The organism is Mesorhizobium sp. NPDC059025, assembly GCF_042739655.1.
GTDB lineage: Bacteria > Pseudomonadota > Alphaproteobacteria > Rhizobiales > Rhizobiaceae > Mesorhizobium.
The window spans coordinates 224,338-241,277 of sequence record NZ_JBHYIM010000009.1; the positions used below are offsets into that span (position 1 = coordinate 224,338).

Sequence of the window (16,940 nt, forward strand, 5' to 3'; positions counted from 1 at the left end):
GCACAGCCCAGGCCATGATATGCCCGCGCCGAGTTCGAGGTGGCTTCCGGTTGCGAGAAGCCGCCGGCATTGGGCAATGTTGGGCGATGGCAAAAGTCAGGCAGTCTTGGGACTGGGGTGGTCTTGCCCTGTGGACGGGCGGCTTTGTCGTCATTCTCGTGATGGCCGGCATGGCACCCGATCACCGCTCGGTGATGCGCGCCTACCGCATTGCCAGCGACATGTTTCTTGCCGGCAAGCCGCTCTACGATCTCGACGTCGCCATGGGCTATCTCTACTCACCTGCCTTCGCGGCACTGTATGTGCCGTTCATGAAACTCGGACCGGTCATCGGCGATAGCCTGTGGCGCATCCTGGGTTTTGCGGTGCTGACTTATGCGGTCTGGCGGCAGGTTCGAACGATCGAGCCCGAAAACCGGCTCTGGATGTTTTCATATGCGCTGTTCCTGGCCGTGCCGGTCACGGCCGGCGCGCTGCGCAATGGCCAGGCCACCATCCTGCTGACGGGCGCCTGCTGGCTGCTGGTACTTTCGGCACTCGAAGGGCGGCGTGCGGAGACATTCCTGTGGGCAACGATCGCGGTGATCGCCAAGCCGACCGCCCTCATCGTTTTTCTGCTGGTCGGAGCTCTTCGGCTGCGGCTTGTCCCGGTCCTTGCCCTGTCGCTGCTGTTCGTGCTGGCGCTTCCCTACGCCTTTGCGCCAGCAGCCTATATCAACCAGCTCTATCGCGACTTCGCCACGCTGATGACATCGATGTCGGTCGACAAGTCGAGTGCCTTCGAGATGGCTGACTTCACGGCTCCCTTCACCGCTCTCGGCCTGACTGTCTCCACCCAGGCCGCCACCGTGGTGCGGATCGTTGCTGCTGTGCCGACGCTGCTTCTGGTGCTGTGGTACGATCGTCATCTCGACCGCCGGCTTGCTGGTCTGGCGGTTTTCCTGACCGCGGCTTTCTACATGAGCGTGCTCAACCCCCGGGTCGAATACAACACCTTCGCCTTGCTGGCGATGCCGGCCGGTGTCGCCCTGGCCGTAATCTGGGACAATGAAGAAGGTGGCACTCTGCGCGGCATTCTGGCCTTGGCCTTGTTCGCCACGGGTCTCAGCGGCATCAACCCGCATCTCCAGGAGGCCTTGCGCCTCTGGTTCCGCCCTGTTGCGATGACGGCGATCACGCTCCCCATCCTGTGGTGGTTCTGGTCGGTGGCGCAGGGCAAGTTCAAGCGCCAGGGGACGATGGCTCATGTCTGAACCCAAGCCGACGCTCGACATCGTTGCGCCTTTTCTGAACGAGGCGGCTTCCGTGCCGGGCTTTGCGCGGCTGCTCGCGGAACTCGAGGCAGAAGTCCTGCAACGTTTCGGTCTCAAGACACGCAAGATCCTGGTGGACGACGGCAGTACCGACGACAGCGCCGGGCTTTTCGGCAAGGCACTGACGGGTGACTGGGAAATCGTGCGGCTCAGCCGTAACTTCGGCAAGGAGGTGGCCGTTCTTGCCGGTCTCGACAGGACGCGGGGCGACCTGGTGCTGATCATGGATGCCGATCTGCAGCATTCGCTGGATGTCAGTCTGAAGCTCATCACCGAACTGGTCGAAAACCCCGACATCGACGTTGTCTATGCCCGTACCAATCGCGAGGGCGCGAGTTGGAAACGCAGCCAGCTGGCCAAATTGTTCTACGGCCTGATCAACTCCAGCCAGCGTTTCGATATCCCTGAAAATGCCGGCGATTTTCGTGTCATGCGCGCGCCGGTGGCAAAAGCGTTCACCCTGCTGCGTGACAAGCGGCGCTTCAACAAAGGCCTCTACGCCTGGGCTGGTTTCCGCCACAAGGCGCTCATCTACACGCCGGCGGATCGCGCCGGCGGCACCAGCAAATGGAGCCGGGGCAACCTGCTTGCCTTTTCGCTCGAAGGCATCGCCTCCTTCTCCGTGGTGCCGTTGCGCATCCTCACCCTGAGCGGACTTGCCGCGGCCCTGGCCGGGGGCGTCTATGGCCTGAAGATCTTCTTCGAGGTGTTTTTCTACGGCATCGCCGTGCCAGGCTTCCCGAGCCTGCTGATCGCCGTCGTGGTCTTGGGTGGCTTCAACCTCGCACTGCTCGGCCTCATCGGCGAATATGTCTGGGTGGCATTGAGCGAAAGCAAGGACCGTCCGGTCTATATCGTGCGCGATGTGGTGAGCGACGCAAAGGACGGCAAAGAGCCGTGACACGGCAGATCCGCCTGATCGCCGACGACTACGGGCTGGCGCCTGGGGTATCGGACGCCATCCTCGACCTGCTGCAAAGGGGACGCCTCACCGGCACCGGCTGCATGACCGGATTTCCGGAATGGCAGCAGGCAGCGGCGCATATCAGACCCTTCATCGGCGAAGTTCCGGTCGGACTGCACCTCACCCTGACCGATCAGCCTGCTTTGACAGCCGGTTCCAGCCTGGTGTCTGAAGGGCGGTTGCCGCCGCTCTCCAGGCTGGCGGCGCCGTTGAGGCAGAGACGTATCAAGACAGGCGACGTTCACGCCGAACTCGATGCGCAGCTTGCCCGCTTTGTCGACGCGCTTGGCCGCATGCCGGATTTCATCGACGGGCACCAGCATGTGCATTTCCTGCCTGCTGTCCGAGACTGGCTGAAGGCGCGCTTTGCCGGTTCCGGAAAGCCGATGCTGCGCGGCGCACCGAGGGTGCCGCTTCAGGTCGGCGCCACCGCCATCAAGACGGCAGTGATTGCGGCGCTGGCGCGTGGCTTCGACCGGAGCATGGAGGCTGCCGGCTTCGTGGTCATGAAGCCGCTTGCCGGCGTCTACGACTGGAAGCGGCCAGATGATTTCGAGCCGACCTTGCGCGCCGCTGTTTCGACTTTGCGCGAAGATGGCGTTTTCATGTGTCACCCGGGCCATGTCGATGCCGAGCTCGTATCGCGCGACCCGATGCGGAAGGTGCGCGAGGTCGAATATGCCTTCCTGGCCTCGGACGCGTTCGGTTCGTTTCTTACAGCGAATGATGCCGGCGTGCGGAGTGGCCTGTCGTGAGCAGCGAGCCAGGCCGTTCGCTCGGCAGCAAGATGATCCGTTTCGCTGTTGTCGGTGTCGCGAATACGGCAATCGATCTCGTCGCCTTCACCGTATTGCTGTGGCTGGCCGTTTCGCCGCTGGCCGCCAATGTCGGCGCCTGGCTCGTCGCCGTCGCGTTCTCTTTCGTGGCCAACCGTTTCTGGTCGTTCGAGCGCGACCGCTCGATCCCGCTCAGCCATTCCGTCTTCCGTTTCATCTCGCTGGGCGCGCTGATCTCGCTTGGCGTTTCCAGTGCCTTCATCGTCGGACTGTCCGGATGGATCGGTGTCTGGCCAGCCAAGATCGCCGGCGTCATTGCGGCGGCGGTGCTGAATTTCCTCGCCGCGCGCTGGTCGATCGAGGGGCGGTTGCTTCGCTAGAGCATTTGTAGCCAAGTGGAATCACCTGGCGTTACAAAAATGCGACGAAAACAAAAACTTAGAGCGTTTCCGCGTTTCCGTGAAAAACGGAAACGCTCTAGGCTGTATCGATCAACGCAGACCTTCCATTTCGCGGATGCGCCGCGCGCTGTCGGGTTCCATCTGGCGGGTAACCGCACCGATCAACGTCTCGGCGACCACGAAGAGTGCGGCGGACGAGTCCCAGGGCGAGGGAACGGCCGTGCGTCCGGCAATGACGTGGCGGGCGAAGCGGGCAATGGGCGAAAGCCACTGGTCGGTGAACAAAACGATCTGCACACCGCGTTGATGGGCTTTCTCGGCGAAGCGGATCAGGCTGTCCTGATAGCGGCGGATGTCGAAGATCACCAGCACGTCGCGCTTGCCCATGTCGATCAGCCGATCCCGCCACATGCTTTCCTGACCGACAAGGTGGAAGACGTTGGGACGGATGATGGCAAGGTGGGCGGCCATGTAGCGCGCCAGCGGGTCGGTGAAACGCCCGCCGATCAGGAACATGTGGCCGCGATGGTCGGCCATCTTTTCCGCGATCTCGTTCAGCTGCTTGTCCGAGAGGTGGCGGAAGGTCTCGCGCAGATTGTCGAGGGTGGCCTCGATCATCGGCGATGCTGCGTCGCTTCGGCTGGGAGCCGTGGTCGTGCGCGAGGCCGGCGACTGCAACTGCGCGGCAAGCTCGTCCTGGAGAGCGGATTGAAATTCCGGGTAGTTCTGGAAGCCAAGCCGGGCGACGAAACGCAGGATCGTCGGCGAGGATACCCCGGCCTGCTGGGAGAAGTCGGCCACCGTTTTCAGGCCGATGACGGGGTAGTTGGCAACCAGCGTCTGGGCAGCTCGGCGTTCGCCTGCCGGCATGGCATCAATACGGTCCGCGATGAGCTCTGCGATGGATGTGGTTGTCGTCTGCGTTCCCAACCCGGTATCCCCCACGCATTTCGGAAAAGGCGTTTGACAAAGACGGACAAAGTGTATGAAATCATTCATGGGAGCGCAATGAAACAAAATACGTAACATACGATACGTTCCCGGGGACGGCGGATCGGATGGAGAGGACAAGCCACAACAGGCATCCGGATGCGGATTCCGTAAGGGTGACGAACCCTGGCGGCGCGGGTGCCTTTGTCTTCACCTGCGACCACGCTTCAAATTTCCTTCCTGCCGAATTCGGCACGCTTGGTCTTCCGGTTTCCGACCTTGCCCGCCACATTGCATGGGATCCCGGCGCGTTGCCGGTGGCGCAGATACTGAGCGAGCGGCTCGATGCGCCTCTGGTCGAAACCTGCGTCTCGCGACTGGTGCTGGACTGCAATCGGCCCCTTGATGCACCGGATCTGGTGCCGCCGGTCAGCGAAACGACGATCATTCCCGGCAATGAGAACCTGTCATCCGAAGCGCGCCAGGCGCGCATCGATCGCTGCTGGAAGCCTTTTCACCAAACGATCGAAGAACTGATCGAGGCGCGGGCGGCGCGTGAACTGGAGACACGACTTGTGTCGGTGCATTCCTTCACGCCGGTCTACAAAGGCATCGATCGTCCCTGGCATATCGGCATCATCCACGACGAGGACACGCGGCTGTCGGCGCCGCTGATTGCCGCGCTGGAGCGGGAAGGCGGTTTCACCGTCGGCGCCAACCAGCCCTACTCGCCGGCGGATCGTGTCTACTTCACGCTGGAGCGTCACGCGCGCTCGCGTGGCCTGTTGTGCGCGATGATCGAAATCCGCAACGATGAGATCCGGGATCAAGCCGGACAGAAAAAATGGGGAGAACGGCTGGCGGGCATCTTCACCGGCCTCGAACCGGCGCGGCTGCCAAAGCCGCCGCCATTGAAAACGCTACAAACGATCGAAGGCACCATCTGAAAGTATAAATAAGGGAACACTCTTATGGCAGCGCCTGGTTACTCTGAACACGACAAGAGCGAGGACGTCAAAGTCCTCCATTCCATGGGCTACGCCCAGGAACTCGAAAGGAGAATGAGTCAGTTCTCCAACTTCGCCGTTTCTTTCTCGATCATCTGCATCCTGTCCGGCGGCATCAACTCGCTGGCGCAGGCGACGTCCGGCGCCGGTGGCGCCGCCATCGGCATCGGCTGGCCGCTCGGCTGTTTCGTGTCGCTGGTGTTCGCGGTGGCGATGGCGCAGATCAGCTCGGCCTATCCGACGGCCGGCGGCCTCTATCACTGGGGTTCGATCCTGGGCAACCGCTTCACCGGCTGGTTGACCGCCTGGTTCAACCTGCTCGGCCTGGTCACCGTGCTGGGGGCCATCAACGTCGGCACCTATTATTTCTTCATGGGTTCTTTCGGCACGCCCTATTTCGGCCTCGAGGACACGACCACAACACGCATCATCTTCCTTGCGATCATCACGGGCGCGCAGGCGCTGGTGAACCACATGGGCATTGGCCTCACGGCCAGACTCACCGATTTCTCGGGTTACCTGATCTTTGCCACGGCGATCGCGCTGTCGATCGTCTGTCTGGCGGCTGCGCCCAGCTATGACATCGCCCGTCTGTTCACCTTCGCCAATTATTCGGGCGAGATCGGCGGCAATGTCTGGCCGCAGAACTCGACAATGTGGGTCTTCCTGCTCGGCCTTCTGCTGCCGATCTATACCATCACCGGCTACGATGCGTCGGCGCATACATCGGAAGAGACGCTGAAGGCGGCCCATTCGGTGCCACGCGCCATGGTCAGTTCGGTGCTGTGGTCCGCGGCGTTCGGCTACATCATGCTCTGTTCCTTCGTGCTGATGCTGCCGAACATGGAAGATGCGGCGAAGCAGGGCTGGAACGTGTTCTTCTGGGCGATGAACGAACGCGTCAACCCGGTGGTCAAGGACATCCTCTACCTCGCCATCCTGCTGGCGCAGTGGCTGTGTGGCCTGGCGACGGTCACCTCGGTATCGCGCATGATCTTCGCCTTCTCGCGCGACGGCGGCCTGCCCGGTTCCAAGGCCTTGTCCAAGGTCAGCCCGACCTACCGCACGCCGGTGGCCGCCATCTGGACCGGATCGATCCTGGCGGTGCTGTTCGTCTGGTTCTCGTCGCTGGTCTCGATCGGCGACACGCCGGTCTACACCATCGTCGTTGCCTGCACCGTCATCTTCCTGTTCTTCTCCTTCACCATCCCGATCGCGCTCGGCCTCTTCGCCTGGGGTACGTCGAAGTGGAACGTGATGGGGCCGTGGAACCTCGGCGAAGGCGTCTTCAAACTGTTCGCCGTGCTCTCGATCATCGCCATGATCCTGATCTTCGTCATCGGCGTGCAGCCGCCCAACGACTGGGCGCTGTACATCACCGTCGGCTTCCTGGTCGTTACCGCCATTGTCTGGTTCGGCTTCGAGGCCCGTCGTTTCCAGGGACCTCCCATCGGTGACGAGGTGGCCAAGCGCGCCGCCGAAATCGCTGCCGCCGAACGTGCGGTCGGCGAGACCGGTGGGGCTCACTGAGGCCCAGCAGCTACGACCGTGGCCGTCTCCGGCCACGGTCGCCTTCCGCAAAATATGTTCCAGAAAAATTGAAGCCGGAGTGCTCTAAGAATGGCAGGCAACCTTTCGTTCGATCAGTTGAAGAAGGCGGTCCAGGCCGGGGAGATCGATACCGTTCTCGCCTGTGCTGTCGACATGCAGGGCCGACTCGTCGGCAAGCGTTTCCTGGCGCAGTATTTCGTCGATTCCGCGCATGACGAAACGCATGGCTGCAACTATCTGCTGGCGGACGACATCGATATGGAGCCTGTGCCCGGCTACAAGGCTGCGAGCTGGTCGAAGGGGTATGGCGACTTCGTCATGAAGCCCGACCTGGCGACGCTCAGGCAGATACCCTGGCTCGAGAAGACGGCGCTGGTGTTGTGCGACCTGCTCGACCATCACAGCCACGAGGATCTTGCCCATTCACCGCGCGCCATCCTGCGCAAGCAGGTGAAGCGGCTGACCGAACGCGGCTATATCGGCTATTTCGCATCCGAGCTCGAATTCTACCTGTTCAGCGAGAGCTATGACGCTGCCCGCAAGAAGCATTGGCAGGGTATCGACACGGCGTCGCCCTATATCGGCGACTACCAGATCGGCATCACCACCAAGGAAGAAGGCATCATGCGCCGCCTGCGCAACGAGATGCAGGCTGCCGGCATTCCGATCGAGAACTCCAAGGGTGAGTGGGGTCCCGGTCAGGAAGAGATCAACGTGCGCTATGCCGAGGCGCTGGAGATGGCCGATCGCCATGTCATCCTCAAGAACGGCGCCAAGGAAATCGCCGACTCCGAAGGCAAGGCGATCACCTTCATGGCCAAGTACAATTACGGCCTGGCGGGAAATTCCAGCCACATCCACAATTCGCTGTGGAGCGCGGACGGCAAGACGCCGCTGTTCTACGACAGACAAGGCCCGTGGACGCTGTCGGCGCTCGGTCAGGCCTGGTCGGCCGGGCAGCTGAAATACGCCAAGGAGTTCACCTGGTTCCTGGCGCCCTACATCAATTCTTACAAGCGCTTCCAGTCCGGCACGTTTGCACCGACCAAGATCATGTGGTCGGAAGACAACCGCACTGCCGGCTTCCGCCTGTGCGGCGAAGGCACCAAGGGCATCCGCATGGAGTGCCGCATCGGTGGCGCCGACCTCAATCCCTACCTCGCTTTCGCGGCGCTGATCGCGGCAGGCCTTGCCGGTATCGATGAGAAGCTGGAACTGCAGAAGCCATTCGTCGGCGATGCCTACCAGGCCTCGCGCCTGCCGGAGATCCCGAAGACCCTGCGCGAGGCGACCGAGACCATGGCCAAGTCGAAGATGCTGAAGGCAGCTTTCGGTGAGGACGTGATCGAGCACTATGTTCACACCGCCCGCTGGGAACAGTTCGAATACGACCGCCGCATCACCGATTGGGAGCTGCACCGCGGCTTCGAGCGGTATTGATCGCCAGAGCGTTTCCGCTTTCGCGGAAACGCCATCCGCATGGAGCCGGACAGGGCTGTTTGACGAAATGCATTTCGTATAGACGCTGCTGTTCGGCTTATCCCGTTCGCGGGCTCTTTGAAAAAGAAGCGGCGAACCACCTTTTTTGATATGAAGGACATCGATATGACCGAAACGGTCAAGCTCACATCTCCCATCGACGGCTCGATCTATGTCGAGCGACCGGTCGCGACGGACCAGGCCATCAACGCCGCCGTGGAGCGCGCCCGTACCGCCCAGGCAGACTGGGCGCGGCTGCCGGTGGCGGAGCGTGCCAAATACATGCTGAAGATGCTGGAGGCGCTCGTTGGCATGGCCGACGAGATCGTGCCGGAGCTGGCCTGGCAGATGGGTCGGCCGGTACGCTATGGCGGCGAGTTCGGCGGCGTCAAGGAACGCACGCAATACATGGTCGAGATTGCCGAGCGTGCTCTGGCGCCGGTGCCAGCCTCCAATCCGAAGGACGGGTTCCGCCGCTATGTGAAGAAGGATCCGCTCGGCGTTGTCATGGTGATCGCGCCCTGGAACTATCCCTATCTTACATCGGTCAACACCATCGTGCCGGCGCTCATTGCTGGTTCCACCGTCATCCTCAAGCACGCCGCGCAGACCTTGCTTGTCGGCGAGCGTTTCGCCAAGGCTTTCGAGGCTGCCGGACTGCCGAAACATGTCTTCCAGAACATCGTGCTCAACCATGCGCAGACCGAGAAGCTGCTGGGTTCCGGCAAGATCGACCATGTCAACTTCACCGGCTCGGTCGCCGGCGGGCGCGCCATCGAGAAGGCGGCGGCGGGCACCTTCATGACGCTTGGTCTCGAACTCGGCGGCAAGGACCCTGCCTATGTGCTGCCGGACGCCAAGCTCGATCACGCGGTCGCCAATCTCGTCGAGGGCGCCTTCTTCAATTCGGGCCAGTGCTGCTGCGGCATCGAACGCGTCTACGTGCACGAGAAGGTGTATGATGATTTCGTCGAGGGCTTCATCGCGGAAACCAAAAGCTATGCCCTGGGCAATCCGCTCGATCAGGCAACCACGATGGGGCCGATGGCGCAGGCGCGTTTTGCCGACTTCATCCGCGAGCAGAAGGCCGAGGCCCTGCGCAAGGGTGCAACCGCGCACATGAACACCAGGGACGCCGCGGACAAGGCCGGGTCTCCTTATCTGCCGGCCGAGGTCCTTACCAACGTTGATCACCAGATGAGCGTGATGCGCGAGGAGAGCTTCGGCCCGATCGTCGGCATCATGAAGGTGCGCAACGACGAGGAGGCGATCGCGCTGATGAACGACAGCCCATACGGGCTGACGGCCTCGATCTGGACGGCCGACACCGACCGTGCCGTCGCCATCGGCGATCGCGTCGAGACCGGCACCGTGTTCATGAACCGTTGCGACTACCTCGACCCGGCGCTGGTGTGGACCGGCGTCAAGGACACCGGCAAGGGCGCAGCGCTGTCGCAGATCGGCTACGACAATCTGACCCGGCCGAAGAGCTACCACTTGCGCGAGAAGGTATGAGCCAGGAAGGGCCAAATCCCAACCCGATCGCCGGGAACCTCCGGACGGATGTGAACCATCCGTTTCCGGACGGCCCCGTCGGTCTGGGCGGTTGGCTGGTCCTGCCGATCATCGGACTGCTGGTAACACCGCTGCGCGGCGTATTTCATCTGGCAGGCTACGGAGAGTTGCTTGCGTCGATGCAGCGCCTGCCGGGCAGTCTGTCGGCCTTCCTGGTACTGGAGTTTGTCGGCAACATCATTGTCCTGATTGTGCTGCCCGTTATCCTGCTGGTGCTGCTGTTTCGGCGGAGCGCCTCCTTTCAGCGCCTGTTCGTCATATGGGCTGCCGGAGGCCTGGCCTTCATCGTCCTCGATCTGATCGGAACGCAGGTCCTTTTCGGGGATCTCCTGGAGGCAACCAATCAGACGCTGCTGGATGAGCAGACGACAACAGAACTCCTCCGTAGCGTGGTCTTTTCGGTGATCTGGATACCGTACATGAGGCTCTCGCGACGCGTCGCCAACACATTCACCAATTGAATTCATCCAATAGGCAAACAACACATGTCCAAACTCGTCTCGAAATGGAATTACCCCACCACCGTGCGTTTCGGCGCCGGCCGCATTTCGGAATTGCCGGATGCGCTGGCCGCGACCGGTATCAAGAAGCCGCTGTTCGTCACCGATCCGGGCCTTGCCAAGCTGCCGGTGGTCGCTTCCACGCTCAAGATCCTCGACGAGGCGAAAGTTCCCTACGCCGTCTTTTCGGAAGTGAAGCCGAATCCGATCGAGTCCAACCTCACTGCCGGCATCGCGGCGTTCAAGAAGGGCAAGCATGACGGCGTCATTGCCTTCGGAGGTGGCTCGGCACTCGATCTCGGCAAGCTGATCGCCTTCCAGGCTGGCCAGACCCGTCCGGTCTGGGATTTCGAGGACATCGGCGACTGGTGGACGCGCGCGAACTCCGACGCCATCGTGCCGATCGTTGCCGTGCCGACCACTGCCGGCACAGGCTCGGAAGTCGGTCGCGCCGGCGTCATCACGCATGAGGAGAGCCACACCAAGAAGGTGATCTTCCACCCGAAGATGCTGCCGGGCATCGTCCTCGCCGATCCTGCGCTGTCGGTCGGCATGCCGGCCTTCATCACCGCCGGAACCGGCATGGACGCGCTCGCCCATTGCCTGGAGGCCTATTGCGCACCGGGCTATCATCCGATGGCCGACGGCATCGCCGTCGAAGGCGTGCGGCTGGTGTTCGAGAACCTGCCCAAGGCCTACGCCGACGGCAAGGACCTGACTGCCCGCGCGCATATGATGAGCGCGGCTGCCATGGGCGCCACCGCTTTCCAGAAAGGTCTGGGGGCGATCCACTCGCTGTCGCATCCGATCGGTGCGCTCTATGACACCCATCACGGCATGACCAATGCCGTCTTCATGCCCTACGTGCTTGCCTTCAACCGCGATGCCATCGAGGGCAAGATCGAACGCCTGGCTGCCTATTGCGGGATCAAGGGCGGCTTCGACGGCTTCGCCAAGGCCATCATCAAGCTGCGCAAGGAACTCAAGGTTCCCCACACGCTCGGCGGCCTGATCAAGGGGCTGGACATGGACAAGAAGCGCAAGGCGCTGATCGCCGACATGGCGATCGTCGACCCGACCGCCGGCGGCAATCCTGTTAAGCTGACTAAGAAGGCGGCGTTGTCGCTGCTGGAAAACTCTTTGTCGGGAACGGTATAAGAGACGCGCGAGACAGGTGCGACTGTCTTTCGCAAGCTTGCGAAAAATAAAAAAAGCAAGGGGAACGAAAGAGCTGGGAGGAGGCGCCAAAAAGTTTAGCCGGAAAATGATTGGGCACCCGATTGCGGGTGTCCGGCAGTTGTAGTTAACTTTTTCCTGCCCTTCGGGGCGCGGGGGCGGTCCGCCTTCATCGGACTGTCATATATCGAGGATACCAGCCAGTTGCTGGCGTCCCACGGCGCAGTTCAACGGAGAGACAAATGTTCAGATTCACGGGAAAAGTGCTTTCCCTTACGGCAGTGGCCCTGATGGTCACGACGGCGATCTCGTCGGCCGAGCCTTCAGCTGAGCTCGTTGCCGCGGCCAAGGCCGAAGGTCAGCTCACCACGATCGCGCTGCCGCACGACTGGTGCGGTTACGGCGCCGTCATCGACGCCTTCAAGGCTAAATATCCGGAAATCAAGGTCAACGAACTCAACCCCGACGCTGGTTCGGGCGATGAGATCGAGGCGATCAAGGCGAACAAGGACAACAAGGGCCCGCAGGCGCCTGACGTCATCGACGTCGGCCTCTCCTTCGGCCCGTCCGCCAAGAAGGACGGCCTGATCCAGCCTTACAAGGTCTCGACCTGGGACTCGATCCCCGACAGCGCCAAGGATGCCGAAGGCTTCTGGTACGGCGACTACTACGGCGTGCTGTCCTTCATGGTGAACAAGGACCTGGTCAAGAACATCCCCGCCGACTGGGACGACCTGCTGAAGCCGGAATACGCCAACTCGGTTGCGCTGGCCGGTGATCCGCGCGCGTCCAACCAGGCGATCCAGGCTGTTCACGCCGCCGGTCTCGCCTCCGGCGCCGCCGCTGGCAAGGCCGCGGGCGAAGCTGGCCTCGAGTTCTTCAAGAAGCTCAACGCTGCCGGCAACTTCGTTCCGGTCATCGGTAAGCCGGCGACGCTGGCCCAGGGCCAGACGCCGATCCTGATCAACTGGGACTACAACAACCTGTCGGGCCGTGACACGCTGAACGGCAATCCGCCGACCGAGATCGTCATCCCGGCCAAGGGCGTTGTCGCCGGTGTCTACGTGCAGGCGATCAGCGCCTACGCGCCGCATCCGAACGCTGCCAAGCTCTGGATGGAGCACCTCTATTCCGACGAGGGCCAGATCGGCTGGCTGAAGGGCTATTGCCACCCGATCCGCTTCAACGATCTCGCCAAGAACGGCAAGATCCCGCAGGAGCTGCTCGACAAGCTGCCGCCGGCCGCTGCCTATGAAAAGGCCGTGTTCCCGACGCTGGACGAGCAGGGTGCCGCCAAGGAAGCGATCACCAAGAACTGGGATGCGGCGGTCGGCGCCAACGTCAAGTAATTTGCTGATGACAGTCCGGGCGGCCCCGTGCCGCCCGGATTCTTCTTGGGTAGGGACAGGCCGGCATGACTGATATCAGCCTTTCGGGACCGGCTGCCGCCGGGAAAACCCTACCGCCGGCGCAGGCGCGCACGATGCGGCTGCCGACGCAATGGCTGGGCGTGGCGCCGTTCATCATCTTCGCGCTGATGTTCCTGATCCTGCCGACGCTGTATCTGATTGTCGGCGCATTCCAGAACGTGGATGGCGCCTTTACGCTGGAAAACATTGTCGAGCTCTCGCAGCCGACGATTCTTGCCGCCTACTGGATCTCGATCAAGGTTTCCGTCGCGTCGTCGCTTCTTGGCGCGTTCATCGGTCTGGCGATCGCCATTGCGATCGTGCGTGGCGGGCTGCCCAACTGGACCCGCTCCGCGACGCTCACCTTCTCCGGTGTCGCCTCGCAATTCGCCGGCGTGCCGCTGGCTTTCGCCTTTCTCGCGACGCTGGGCCGTTTGGGCCTCGTCACCGTGCTTCTGCGTTCGGTCGGTTTCGATCTCTACCAGCACGGCTTCAACGTGCTCTCCTTCTGGGGCTTGACGCTCACCTATCTCTATTTCCAGATTCCGCTGATGGTCGTGATCATCACGCCGGCCATAGACGGTATCCGGAGGGAATGGGGAGAGGCCGCCGCCACGCTTGGCGCCACCCAATGGCAATACTGGCGCATGGTCGTCATCCCGGTGATCTGGCCGAGTTTCCTCGGTACGGTCATCCTGCTCTTCGCCAATGCTTTCGGGGCCATCGCAACCGCCTATGCGCTGACCGGCTCATCGCTCAACATCGTGCCGATCGTGCTCTACGCGCAGATCCGCGGCGACGTGCTGCACAATGCCAATCTGGGCTATGCCATCGCCTTCGGCATGATCTTCATCACCGGACTCGCCAATGTCTTCTACATCTGGTTCCGGACCCGTTCGGAAAGGTGGCTGAAATGAAGTCGGGCAAGTTCTGGGCCTGGGTCACCTTTATCCTTGGCGCTGCCTATTTCTTTGTTCCGCTGATCGCGACGATGGAATTCTCCATGCGCATGAAGCGTGGAGAGTATTCGTTCGAAGCCTACAGGGTGGTGCTCGGCGATGCGCGCTTCCAGGAAAGCTTCACCTTCTCGGTGGTGGCCGCCATTTTCACCATCATCCTTGGCGTTCTGCTGGTGGTGCCTACCGCTTATTGGATCAGGCTGCGCCTGCCGCAGCTCCGGCCGGTGGTCGAATTCGTGACGCTGCTGCCGCTGGTCATCCCGGCGATCGTCATCGTCTTCGGCTACATCCGCATGTACGGCTCGAATTCGCCGCTGCCGTTCCTGTCGAGCGATATGGGTACCAATGCGCTGCTGGTCATCGGCTACGCGACGCTGGCGCTGCCTTACATGTATCGCGCGGTCGACACCGGCTTGCGGACCATCGACGTGCGCACCCTGACCGAAGCCGCGCAAATCCTCGGCGCGGGCTGGACGACGATCATCAGCCGCGTCATCCTGCCCAACGTGCTGATCGCCGTGCTTTCTGGCGCCTTCCTGACCTTCGCCATCGTCATCGGCGAATTCACCATAGCCAGTTTGCTCAATCGCCCCGCCTTTGGTCCTTATCTGCAGAACATCGGCGCCAACCGTGCCTATGAGCCGGCGGCACTTGCCATCATCGCCTTCGCCATCACCTGGGGTTGCATGTCCGTGATCCAGGTACTCTCCCGTTTCGCGCCGAAATCGGCGAACCGCCCGAATTGAGCCCCGAGAAAGTCCAGCCCATGGCCGATCCATTCCTCTCGATCCAGCATGTGAAGAAAACCTTCGGTCCCACCACCGTGGTCGAGGATTTCAACCTCGATATCGAACGCGGCGAGTTCGTTTCCTTCCTCGGCCCGTCGGGCTGCGGCAAGACGACGGTGCTGCGCATGGTCGCCGGCTTCGAGGAACCGACCGCCGGATCGATCATCGTCGGCGGCAAGGATGTGACCCGGCTGAAGCCCAACCAGCGCAATGTCGGCATGGTGTTCCAGGCCTACGCACTGTTTCCGAATCTCACCGTGGCGCAGAATGTCGCCTTCGGCCTCAAGGTCGCCGGCGTCGCCAAGGCCGAGAGTGACCGCCGCGTGGCCGAGATGCTGGAACTGATCAAGCTGCCGCAACTGGGCGATCGTTACCCCTACCAGCTTTCCGGCGGCCAGCAGCAGCGCGTCGCCCTGGCCCGCGCTCTGGCGCCAAAGCCGAAGCTGCTCCTGCTCGATGAGCCGCTGTCGGCGCTGGATGCCAAGGTGCGCGTGTCGTTGCGTGATGAAATCCGTTCCATCCAGAAGGAACTGGGCATCACCACCATCTTCGTGACGCACGACCAGGAAGAGGCGCTGTCGATCTCGGATCGCATCGCGGTGATGTATGGCGGCAGGGCCGAACAGGTCGGCGCACCATTCGAAATCTACAACCGCCCGGCCACAAAATTCGTCGCCAATTTCGTCGGCACCCTCAACGTGCTGGAAGGCGTGGTCAGCGATGCCGGTTCCGGCCGCGTACGCATCAATGCCGAAGAGATCGGCCTCAAGGGCAAGCTGAACGGCTCCAAGACCGGCGACACGCTTTCGCTGGCGCTGCGACCCGAAGCGATCGCGCTTGGACCGCGCCCGGGCCACGACGCCACATTGTCCGGCGAGATCGCCGACGTGCATTTCCTGGGGTCGGTGATCCGCGTCAGGGTCGGCATCGGCGCTTCAAAGATTTCGCTCGACACCTTCAACAACTCCTCGACCCCACCGCCGAATGTCGGCGACAAGGCGGAGATTTCCTTCTCCTCAGGCGACGTGCTGGTCCTGCATTAGGATCGTTTCGCCGCCCGCTGGACTGCCGCGCATCTCCGGTTGAGGCGCGTGGTACCCGCTCATCTGGTCCAAAGTCTCGCCTGCCGGCTGTCCATTGCAGCGTGCCGCGCAAAGGCGTATTCCGGCACAAGAGCTGAGCCGGATAACGAATTCTCGAGTTGATGATGTATCCGGCGAATGGCTGTGCGTCCGAGGGCGCGCCGCCTGAAGGGACCGGATACGCATGAGCCTTGCCGTCTTCCTCGCCGTGCTGGCTGCTGCCGCCATGCACGCAAGCTGGAATGCGATGGTCAAGGTGCACCCCGACCGCTTCCTCTCGGTCACCGTGCTGACGCTGGGCATGGCTTCGATGGCGCTGCTGGCTCTGCCCTTTGTCGAATTCCCCAGGAGTGAAGTCTGGCCGTGGATCCTGGCTTCGACCATGTTCCACATGGGCTACAAGCTTTGCCTGATCGGCGCCTACAGGGCCGGCGATCTTGCCCAGACCTATCCGCTGGCACGTGGCACCGCGCCTTTGCTTGCTGCCATAGGTGGCATCTTCGTCGTTTCGGAAGTGCCTGGGCCGCTGTCGATCATCGGCATCCTGCTCCTGTGCGCCGGCACGCTGGTCATGTCTTTTCGCGGCGGCAGTGATCTTGAGAAGCTCAATCCGCACGCTGTGGGCTATGCGCTCGCCACCTCCGTTTTCATCGCCAGCTATACGTTGTCCGACGGCAGCGGCGCGCGCCTTGCCGCCAGCGCTTCGAGTTACGCCGTCTACCTGTTCCTGGCCGACGGCATCTGGTCGTTGATCCTGTGCCTTCTGGTGCGTGGGCCGCAGTCATTGCCCGCGATGGCGCGCGACTGGAAGGTCGGTGTCGTAACAGGCGGCCTGAGTGGTGCGGCCTACTGGATCGTCATGTGGGCAATGACCAAGGCGCCCATCGCATCAGTGGCCTCGCTGCGCGAGAGTTCGATCCTGTTTGCGATGCTGATCTCGGTCGTCGCGCTCGGCGAAAAGATGACGGTGTGGCGCTCGGCGGCCGCACTCGGCATTGTCGCCGGCGTCGTCGCCTTGAGACTGGGCTGA

General features: G+C 62.1%; 16 protein-coding genes. 15 read left to right on the plus strand and 1 reads right to left on the minus strand.

The genetic code is table 11. The features are described from left to right. Nucleotides 1-86 precede the first annotated feature (86 nt). The 4 genes from ACFWYE_RS21885 to ACFWYE_RS21900 are packed head-to-tail and all read left to right on the plus strand — an operon-like array spanning nt 87 to nt 3,433. Complete coding sequence (locus ACFWYE_RS21885) at nt 87-1,253, plus strand: glycosyltransferase family 87 protein (protein WP_379114228.1); 1,167 nt, start codon at nt 87-89, stop codon at nt 1,251-1,253. Then, complete coding sequence (locus ACFWYE_RS21890; RefSeq protein ID WP_379114230.1) at nt 1,246-2,214, plus strand: glycosyltransferase family 2 protein; 969 nt, start codon at nt 1,246-1,248, stop codon at nt 2,212-2,214. The genes ACFWYE_RS21885 and ACFWYE_RS21890 overlap by 8 nt, the downstream gene beginning before the upstream one ends. Next, nucleotides 2,211-3,032 carry a ChbG/HpnK family deacetylase gene (locus tag ACFWYE_RS21895; protein ID WP_379114232.1) on the plus strand — a complete coding sequence of 274 codons (822 nt, stop codon included), beginning with the start codon at nt 2,211-2,213 and terminating at the stop codon, nt 3,030-3,032. Before ACFWYE_RS21890 ends, ACFWYE_RS21895 begins: the two co-directional genes overlap by 4 nt. Further along, nucleotides 3,029-3,433 (plus strand): GtrA family protein, encoded by a 405-nt coding sequence (locus tag ACFWYE_RS21900; RefSeq protein ID WP_379114233.1) that lies wholly within the window; start codon nt 3,029-3,031, stop codon nt 3,431-3,433. Before ACFWYE_RS21895 ends, ACFWYE_RS21900 begins: the two co-directional genes overlap by 4 nt. 111 nt (nt 3,434-3,544) lie before the next feature. Here the strand turns inward: ACFWYE_RS21900 and ACFWYE_RS21905 are convergent, their stop codons facing one another. After that, nucleotides 3,545-4,483 (minus strand): MurR/RpiR family transcriptional regulator, encoded by a 939-nt coding sequence (locus ACFWYE_RS21905; RefSeq protein WP_379114234.1) that lies wholly within the window; start codon nt 4,481-4,483, stop codon nt 3,545-3,547. Nucleotides 4,484-4,512: 29 nt separating this feature from the next. On the opposite strand from ACFWYE_RS21905, the gene ACFWYE_RS21910 reads away from it, so the two are divergent. From ACFWYE_RS21910 to ACFWYE_RS21960, 11 genes are all read left to right on the plus strand, one after another. Further along, nucleotides 4,513-5,331, plus strand: coding sequence for an N-formylglutamate amidohydrolase (locus ACFWYE_RS21910; RefSeq protein WP_379114236.1), 819 nt, complete (start codon nt 4,513-4,515; stop codon nt 5,329-5,331). A gap of 24 nt (nt 5,332-5,355) precedes the next feature. Next, on the plus strand, nt 5,356-6,921 hold the full coding sequence (locus ACFWYE_RS21915; protein WP_379066801.1) for an amino acid permease: 1,566 nt from the start codon (nt 5,356-5,358) through the stop codon (nt 6,919-6,921). Nucleotides 6,922-7,011: 90 nt separating this feature from the next. Continuing rightward, nucleotides 7,012-8,382, plus strand: a complete 1,371-nt coding sequence (locus ACFWYE_RS21920; RefSeq protein WP_379114238.1) for a glutamine synthetase family protein — start codon at nt 7,012-7,014, stop codon at nt 8,380-8,382. Between the two features lie 165 nt (nt 8,383-8,547). After that, nucleotides 8,548-9,936, plus strand: coding sequence for an aldehyde dehydrogenase family protein (locus tag ACFWYE_RS21925; RefSeq protein ID WP_379066805.1), 1,389 nt, complete (start codon nt 8,548-8,550; stop codon nt 9,934-9,936). Next, the gene (locus tag ACFWYE_RS21930; protein WP_379114240.1) at nt 9,933-10,457 is read left to right on the plus strand and encodes a DUF2569 domain-containing protein; all 525 of its coding nucleotides are present in this window, start codon (nt 9,933-9,935) and stop codon (nt 10,455-10,457) included. Before ACFWYE_RS21925 ends, ACFWYE_RS21930 begins: the two co-directional genes overlap by 4 nt. A 24-nt stretch (nt 10,458-10,481) precedes the next feature. Then, nucleotides 10,482-11,654 carry an iron-containing alcohol dehydrogenase gene (locus ACFWYE_RS21935; RefSeq protein ID WP_379114242.1) on the plus strand — a complete coding sequence of 391 codons (1,173 nt, stop codon included), beginning with the start codon at nt 10,482-10,484 and terminating at the stop codon, nt 11,652-11,654. 260 nt (nt 11,655-11,914) lie between these two features. Further along, on the plus strand, nt 11,915-13,021 hold the full coding sequence (locus ACFWYE_RS21940) for an ABC transporter substrate-binding protein (protein WP_379114244.1): 1,107 nt from the start codon (nt 11,915-11,917) through the stop codon (nt 13,019-13,021). A 134-nt stretch (nt 13,022-13,155) separates the two neighbouring features. Then, on the plus strand, nt 13,156-13,998 hold the full coding sequence (locus tag ACFWYE_RS21945; protein ID WP_379114276.1) for an ABC transporter permease: 843 nt from the start codon (nt 13,156-13,158) through the stop codon (nt 13,996-13,998). Further along, nucleotides 13,995-14,786, plus strand: coding sequence for an ABC transporter permease (locus ACFWYE_RS21950; RefSeq protein ID WP_379114246.1), 792 nt, complete (start codon nt 13,995-13,997; stop codon nt 14,784-14,786). Before ACFWYE_RS21945 ends, ACFWYE_RS21950 begins: the two co-directional genes overlap by 4 nt. 20 nt (nt 14,787-14,806) lie before the next feature. After that, nucleotides 14,807-15,871, plus strand: coding sequence for an ABC transporter ATP-binding protein (locus ACFWYE_RS21955; RefSeq protein ID WP_379066813.1), 1,065 nt, complete (start codon nt 14,807-14,809; stop codon nt 15,869-15,871). Between the two features lie 223 nt (nt 15,872-16,094). After that, nucleotides 16,095-16,940 carry an EamA family transporter gene (locus tag ACFWYE_RS21960; protein WP_379114247.1) on the plus strand — a complete coding sequence of 282 codons (846 nt, stop codon included), beginning with the start codon at nt 16,095-16,097 and terminating at the stop codon, nt 16,938-16,940.